The organism is Arenimonas sp. (assembly GCF_019459675.1).
Lineage (GTDB): Bacteria > Pseudomonadota > Gammaproteobacteria > Xanthomonadales > Xanthomonadaceae > Arenimonas.
In genome coordinates this window covers 1-6,835 of record NZ_JAIBFH010000265.1, presented here as the reverse complement: position 1 = coordinate 6,835, position 6,835 = coordinate 1, and the positions used below count along the sequence as shown (strand labels likewise).

Sequence of the window (6,835 nt, the reverse complement as noted above, 5' to 3'; positions counted from 1 at the left end):
CGCTGGAGAGCACGGCCGCGAAATCGTCGAACAGGTCGCGCGTGCGGGTATAGCGATGCGGCTGGAACGCCACCACCAGCCGGCGCTCGGGCCAGCCGCCGCGCGCCGCGGCGAACACGGCTTCCAGCTCCTTGGGATGGTGGCCGTAGTCGTCCACCAGCAGCGCCTTGCCGCGGCCGAAGTCGAGGTCGCCCTTGAGGTTGAAGCGGCGGCCGATGCCCTGGAACTTCTGCAGCGCCGAGGCGATCCGCGCCGGCTCCACGCCCAGCTGCCAGCCGATGGCGGCGGCGGCGAGCGCGTTGAGCACGTTGTGGCGGCCCGGCAGGTTCAGCGTGACGTCCTGCGGCGCGCACTCGGGCAGGTGCAGGGTGAAGCGCATGCACGGGCCTTCCTGGCGCACGTCGCGGGCGAACACGTCGGCGGCCTGGTCGATGCCGTAGGTCACCAGGTGGCGCGGCGTCTGCGCCGCCAGCGCGGCCACTTCGGCGTCGTCCACGCACAGCACGGCCAGGCCATAGAACGGCAGGCGGTGCAGAAATTCGTTGAAGGCGGCCTTCACGCGCTCGAAGTCGCCGCCGTAGTTCTCGAGATGGTCGGCGTCGATGTTGGTGATCACCGCCACCAGCGGGTTCAGGCGCAGGAAGCTGCCGTCGCTCTCGTCGGCTTCGGCCACCAGCCACTGGCCGCCGCCCAGGCGCGCGTTGGCGCCGGCCGACAGCAGCTGGCCGCCGATCACGAAGGTCGGGTCCAGGCCGCCTTCGCTCAGCACGCTGGCCGCCAGCGACGTGGTGGTGGTCTTGCCGTGGGTGCCGGCGATGGCGATGCCGCGCTTGAAGCGCATCAGCTCGGCCAGCATTTCCGCGCGCGGCACCACCGGGATGCGCTGCTCGTGGGCTGCGGCCAGCTCGGGGTTGGTGGCGCCGATGGCGCTCGACACCACCACCACGTCGGCGCCGGCGATGTTGCCGGCGGCGTGGCCGCGATGCACGACGGCGCCCAGCGACGCCAGGCGGCGCGTGGTGGCCGAGTCGCTGTGGTCCGAACCCGACACCTGGTAGCCCAGGGTCACCAGCACTTCGGCGATGCCGCTCATGCCGACGCCGCCAATGCCGATGAAGTGCACGCGCGGGAAGGCGCGCGCCAGGTCACCCGAGTCCTGCAGGCGGCGACGGATCATGCGCGGGCCTCTTCGATGACGATCTGCGCCACGCGTGCGGCAGCGTCGGGCTTGGCGGCGGCGCGAGCGTTCTCGGCCATGGCCAGGCGACGCGCGGCGTCGGCCAGCAGCGGCTGCGCGGCGGCCAGCAGGCGGTCGGCGAAACCCTCGCCCTCGGCCACGATGTTGGCGGCGCCGCGCTCGGCGAGGAATTCGGCGTTGCGGGTCTGGTGGTCGTCCACCGCATTGGGGAACGGCACCAGCAGCGAGCCCACGCCCGCGGCGCACAGTTCGGCCAGGGTCAGCGCACCGGCGCGGCAAACCACCAGGTCGGCCCAGGCGTAGGCGGCCGCCATGTCGGTGATGAAGGGTTCGACGCTGGCGCTGACGCCTGCGTCGGCGTACGCGGTGCGCGCCTTGTCGGCGTGGCGCTCGCCGCACAGGTGGCGCACCTGCGGGCGCTGGGCCTGGGGCAGGCGCGCCAGCACCTGCGGCAGCGCGACATTGAGGCTGAAGGCGCCCTGGCTGCCGCCCAGCACCAGCAGGCGCACGGCGCCGTCGCGCCCGGCGAAGCGCTCGGCAGGCGCCGGCATGGCCGCGATCTCCTGGCGCACGGGATTGCCCACCGCCTCGGCGTCGCGGTCGGTGAAGCTGCCCGGGAATCCGCACAGCACGCGCTGCGCGAAGCGCGCCAGCACGCGATTGGTCAGGCCCGGCGCGCGGTTCTGTTCGTGCACCAGCAGCGGCCGGCGCAGCAGCCACGCCGCGAGCCCGCCCGGGCCTGCCGCATAGCCGCCCAGGCTCAGCACGGCCCGCGGGCGCAGGCGGCGCAGGATGGACACGGCCTGCCATAGCGAGCGCAGCAGCAGCACCGGCGCCTTGATCAGGGTGGCCGCACCCTTGCCACGCAGGCCGCTGACCGCGATGGTCTCGATGCGAATGCCGGCCTGGGGCACCAGGCGCGTTTCCATGCCGCCCGCCGAACCCAGCCAGACCACCGGCACGTCGCGCGCGCTCAGGGCCTGGGCCACAGCCAGGCCCGGGAAGATGTGGCCACCGGTGCCGCCAGCCAGGATGAGCACGGGCGCGTTCATGCCACCGCTCCGATCTTGGGCTCGATGCGATGGCGCGAGCCGCGCGGTGGCACCGGGTTGGCCGTGCTGGCCGTCGTCGTGGGCAGCGGCGGCGTGTCTGCCCTGCCCTCGCCCATGTCCGGCGTCGGCAGGTCACCGCCGCGCAGGCGCGCCACCTGCCGTTCGGCGCGGTCAAGCTCGTAGCTCACGCGCAGCAGCAGGCCCATGGCCACGCAGGTCATCATCACGCTGGAACCGCCGGAGCAAACCAAGGGCAGCGTCAGGCCCTTGGTCGGCAGCAGGCCCAGGTTCACGCCGATCGAGACGAAGGCCTGCAGGCTGATCCACAGGCCGACGCCGAACGCGCAGAACCCGGCGAAATGACGCCGCATCTCCACCGCGCGCAGGCCGATGTTGAAGGCGCGCCAGGTGAACACGGCGAACAGCGCGATGATGCCGAACGAACCGGCGAAGCCCAGCTCTTCGGCCGTCACCGAGAAGATGAAATCAGTGTGCGCCTCGGGAAGGTAGAAGAGCTTCTGCACGCTGGCACCCAGGCCCACGCCGAACCACTCGCCGCGACCGATCGCAATCAGCGCCTGGGTGAGCTGGAAGCCGTCGTTGAAAGGATCGGCCCAGGGGTCGCGGAACGAGGTCAGGCGACGCACGCGGTAGGGCTCGGCGATGGCCACCAGGGCCAGCAGCGGCAGCACCACGCCGGCCGGCATCAGCAGGTTGCGGATGCGTGCGCCGCCCAGCCACACCATGCCGCCGGTGATGGCCAGCAGCAGGGCCGCCGAACCGAAGTCGGGCTGCAGCAGCAGCAGCACCACGATGCCCAGGGCCACGCCCAGCGGTTTGATCAGCGCCATCCACTGCAGGGCGATCTCGTCGCGGTAGCGCACCAGGTAGCTGGCCAGCCAGATGATGAACATCAGCTTCACCGCTTCCACCGCCTGGAAGTTGGAAACGCCCAGGTTCAGCCAGCGCTGGGCGCCGTTGACCGTGTGGCCGATGCCCGGCACGAACACCAGCAGCAGCATCGCGAAGCACAGCGCCAGCAGCAGGTGGCTGTACTTTTCCACGACCTTGAGTTCAACCTGCATCAGCGCCCACGCCAGGCCCAGGCCGATGCCCAGGAACACCACGTGGCGAACCAGGAAATAGAACGGCCCCACGTTGTGGTCTTCGGCCACGGCGATCGAGCTGGACGCCACCATCACCACGCCCAGGCCCGCCAGCGCCAGCATGACCAACAGCAGCACCGGGTCGTAGCGGCCCGTGATGGCGTCGAGCTTGGTGGCCTGGTGGGCGCGATCGGTCGGGTTCATCTCAGCGCACCTTCAGCGTGGCCAGACCAACCAGCACCAGCATCACCGAGATGATCCAGAAGCGCACGATCACGCGCGGCTCCGGCCAGCCCTTGAGCTCGAAGTGGTGGTGGATGGGCGCCATGCGGAACACGCGGCGGCCGGTGAGCTTGAAGCTGGCCACCTGGATCATCACCGACAGCGTTTCGATGACGAAGATGCCGCCCATCACCACCAGGATGGCTTCCTGGCGCACGATCACCGCGATGGTGCCCAGCACGGCGCCCAGCGCCAGCGCGCCGATGTCGCCCATGAACACCATGGCCGGATACGTGTTGAACCAAAGGAAGCCCAGGCCCGCGCCGGCGATGGCGGCGCAGAAGATGGTGATTTCGCCCGCGCCCGGGATGGCCGGGATCTGCAGGTACTGCGAGAACACCGCGTTGCCCGAGGCGTAGGCGAAGATGCCCAGCGCCGCCGCCACCAGCACCGTGGGCATGATCGCCAGGCCGTCGAGGCCGTCGGTGAGGTTGACGGCGTTCGAGAAGCCGACGATCCAGAAGTAGGCCAACACGACGAACATCCCGCCCAGCGGCACCGCGAAGTCCTTGAGCAGCGGCAGGAACAGCGTGGTGGCGTTGGCGTTGTCGGCGGTGTAGTACAGGAACAGCGCCGCCGCCAGCCCGAACACCGACTGCAGCGCGTACTTGTGCCGGGACTTCAGGCCGTTCGGGTCGCGCCGGACGATCTTGATCCAGTCGTCCAGCCAGCCGATCGCGCCGAACGCCACCATCACCGCCAGCAGCACCCAGATGTAGCGGTTGCGCAGGTCGGCCCACAGCAGCGTGGACAGCGTGATGGTCATCAGGATCAGCGTGCCGCCCATGGTCGGCGTACCGGCCTTGGCGAAGTGCGACTGCGGGCCGTCGCTGCGGATTGGCTGGCCACCCTTCAGGCGGGCCAGGCGCTCGATCACGTACGGACCCAGCCACAGCGACAGCAGCAGTGCGGTCAGCGCGCCCAGGATGGCGCGGAAGGTGATGTAGCCGAACAGCGGCGGCATCCAGCCCATTTCGTTCAGCCAGCGGGCCAGTTCAAGCAGCATGGTCGGCGTCTCCTTGCCTGTCGGCGGCCAGCAGCGCGGCCACCACCGTATCCATCGCGCTGGAACGCGAACCTTTCACCAGGCAGCGCAGGCCGGCCGGGGCCGCCTGCAGTGCCACCGACAGCGCCGCCACCAGCGCGGGCCGGTCGTTGAAATGCCGGGCGCCGTCGCCGAAGGCGCGCGCTGCGTCCGCGCTCAGCTCGCCCACCGTCCAAAGCCGGGCGATGCCTGCGCGCTTGGCCTGGCCGCCGATGTCGGCGTGCAGCACCGCGGCGCCCTCGCCCAACTCCATCATGTCGCCCAGCACCAGCCACGCTTCGCCGCCGGCCTGGGCCAGCGCGGCAATCGCCGCGGCCACCGAGCCCGGGTTGGCGTTATAGCTGTCGTCCACCAGCACGGCGCCACCGCGCAGCGCATGCGGGATCTGCCGGCCCGGCACCGGCGGCGCGTGCTGCAGGCCCGCCACCACGTTGTCCAGCGACGCGCCCGCGGCCAGCGCCAGCGCAGCGGCGGCCAGCGCGTTCATCACGCTGTGGCGTCCCGGCAGCGGCAGCGCCACTTCGGCCGAACCGGCCGGCGTGTGCAGCTGGAACCGGGTGCTGTCGGCGCCGTGGCGCAGGCCGGTGGCGCGCACGTCGGCGTCGTTGTCCAGGCCGAAGCGCAGCGTCCGGCGCGCGCCGATGCGCTGCATGAACCAGGGCGCGAAGGTGTCGTCGGCGTTCACCACGGCGATGCCGTCGTCGGGCAGCGCTTCGTAGATGGCGCCCTTGGTTTCGGCGATGCCCAGCAGGCTGCCCATGCGCTCGATGTGCGCGGGCATCACGTTGTTCACCAGCGACACCTGCGGCGGCGCGATGCTGGCCAGGTAGGCGATGTCGCCCGGCTGGCCCGCGCCCATCTCGTAGATGGCGAAGCGGGCGTCTTCCGGCGCGGCGATCACCGCCAGCGGCAGGCCAATTTCGTTGTTGAAATTGCCGGGGTTGGCATACGCCAGGCCGGCATTGGCCAGGATGCTGTGCACCAGCGACTTCACCGAGGTCTTGCCATTGCTGCCGGTGATGGCCACCACCACCGCGCCGCGGCCCTGCTGCAGGCCTGCGGCCAGTTCGCCCAGGGCGTCCTGGGTGTCGGCGCACAGCACCTGGGGCAGCGGGCTGTCCACTTCGCGGTGCACCAGCATCGCCACCGCGCCGGCGGCCTGCGCCTGCGCCGCCAGCTGGTGGCCGTCCTGGCGCTCGCCGCGCAGCGCCACGAACAGCGCGCCCGGCACCAGCGTGCGGGTGTCGGTGCCAACGGCGGTGATTTCCACGTCGTCGCCCAGGTGCCGGCCTTCGACCCAGCGCGCCACCTGCGACAGCATCAGCGGCCTCATGCGCGGGCCTCCAGCGCGGCCATGGCCACGGCCAGGTCGTCGAAGGCGTGCTTTACGCCGGCGACGTCCTGGTAGGGCTCGTGGCCCTTGCCGGCGACCAGGATCACGTCGCCCGCCGCCGCCGCCGCGATGGCGTCGGCGATGGCGCGCGCGCGGTCGCGCTGCACCACCACCGCATCGGGGCGGCTGAATCCGGAAACGATGCCCGCCACGATGGCGTCGCCGTCCTCGTGGCGCGGGTTGTCGTCGGTCACCACCACGGCGTCGGCGCCGGCCTGGGCAATCGCGGCCATCTGCGGGCGCTTGCCGGCGTCACGCTCGCCGCCGCAGCCGAACACGCAGGTCAGGCGGCCGGGCGTGTGTTCGCGCAGGCTCGCCAGCGCCTGCTGCAGCGCGTCGGGCGTGTGCGCGTTGCCCACCACCCCCAGCGGCTGGCCGGCGCGGCCGCCGACGCGGCTCATGCGGCCACCTACCGGCGACAGGCGCGGCAGCATGGCCGCCACGTCGGCCAGCGACCAGTCCAGCGCGCGCAGCGCGCCGGCCACGGCCAGCAGGTTGTCCACGTTGAAGCGGCCCAGCAGCGGCGACACGATGGCGTGGCGCGCGCCGCCTTCCACCAGTTCAAAGCGCAGGCCTTCGGGCGCCAGCACCACCTGCTCGGCGCGCAGCGCGGCATCGGCATGGCCGCGCGAGCTCACGCCGATGCGGCGCGCGCCGGCGTGGGCGCTGGCCAGCAGGCCGGGGCCGAAGGCATCGTCGAGGTTCACCACCACGGCCTGCAGCGTCGGCCAGGCGAACAGCTTCGCCTTGGCGGCGCCG

Annotated in this window: 6 protein-coding genes; all 6 read right to left on the bottom strand. The window is 71.6% G+C overall.

The window, feature by feature from the left end; translation table 11 throughout:
• Positions 1–1,174, bottom strand: a 1,174-nt coding sequence (murC, locus tag K0M70_RS08875; RefSeq protein WP_290781439.1) for a UDP-N-acetylmuramate--L-alanine ligase, incomplete at its 3' end; no start/stop codon positions are given.
• Entirely contained in the window at positions 1,174–2,250 is a 1,077-nt protein-coding gene (gene murG / locus K0M70_RS08870) for an undecaprenyldiphospho-muramoylpentapeptide beta-N-acetylglucosaminyltransferase (protein ID WP_290781438.1), read from the bottom strand. The genes murC and murG, both read right to left, overlap by 1 nt.
• The gene (gene ftsW, locus K0M70_RS08865; RefSeq protein ID WP_290781437.1) at positions 2,247–3,560 is read right to left on the bottom strand and encodes a putative lipid II flippase FtsW; all 1,314 of its coding nucleotides are present in this window, start codon (positions 3,558–3,560) and stop codon (positions 2,247–2,249) included. The genes murG and ftsW overlap by 4 nt, the downstream gene beginning before the upstream one ends.
• Before the next feature lies 1 nt (position 3,561).
• The gene (gene mraY, locus K0M70_RS08860; RefSeq protein ID WP_290781436.1) at positions 3,562–4,644 is read right to left on the bottom strand and encodes a phospho-N-acetylmuramoyl-pentapeptide-transferase; all 1,083 of its coding nucleotides are present in this window, start codon (positions 4,642–4,644) and stop codon (positions 3,562–3,564) included.
• A complete protein-coding gene (gene murF / locus K0M70_RS08855; RefSeq protein ID WP_290781435.1) occupies positions 4,634–6,016 on the bottom strand; it encodes a UDP-N-acetylmuramoyl-tripeptide--D-alanyl-D-alanine ligase in 1,383 nt (460 codons plus the stop codon). The genes mraY and murF overlap by 11 nt, the downstream gene beginning before the upstream one ends.
• Positions 6,013–6,835 (bottom strand): cyanophycin synthetase (locus K0M70_RS08850; protein WP_290781434.1); only part of this gene is annotated, 823 nt, incomplete at its 5' end. The genes K0M70_RS08850 and murF, both read right to left, overlap by 4 nt.

Bases quoted from the DNA above. Each gene is read 5' to 3' on its own strand.
- murG (WP_290781438.1), bottom strand. From the start codon at position 2,250: ATGAACGCGCCCGTGCTCATCCTGGCTGGCGGCACCGGTGGCCACATC.
- ftsW (WP_290781437.1), bottom strand. From the start codon at position 3,560: ATGAACCCGACCGATCGCGCCCACCAGGCCACCAAGCTCGACGCCATC.
- mraY (WP_290781436.1), bottom strand. From the start codon at position 4,644: ATGCTGCTTGAACTGGCCCGCTGGCTGAACGAAATGGGCTGGATGCCG.
- murF (WP_290781435.1), bottom strand. From the start codon at position 6,016: ATGAGGCCGCTGATGCTGTCGCAGGTGGCGCGCTGGGTCGAAGGCCGG.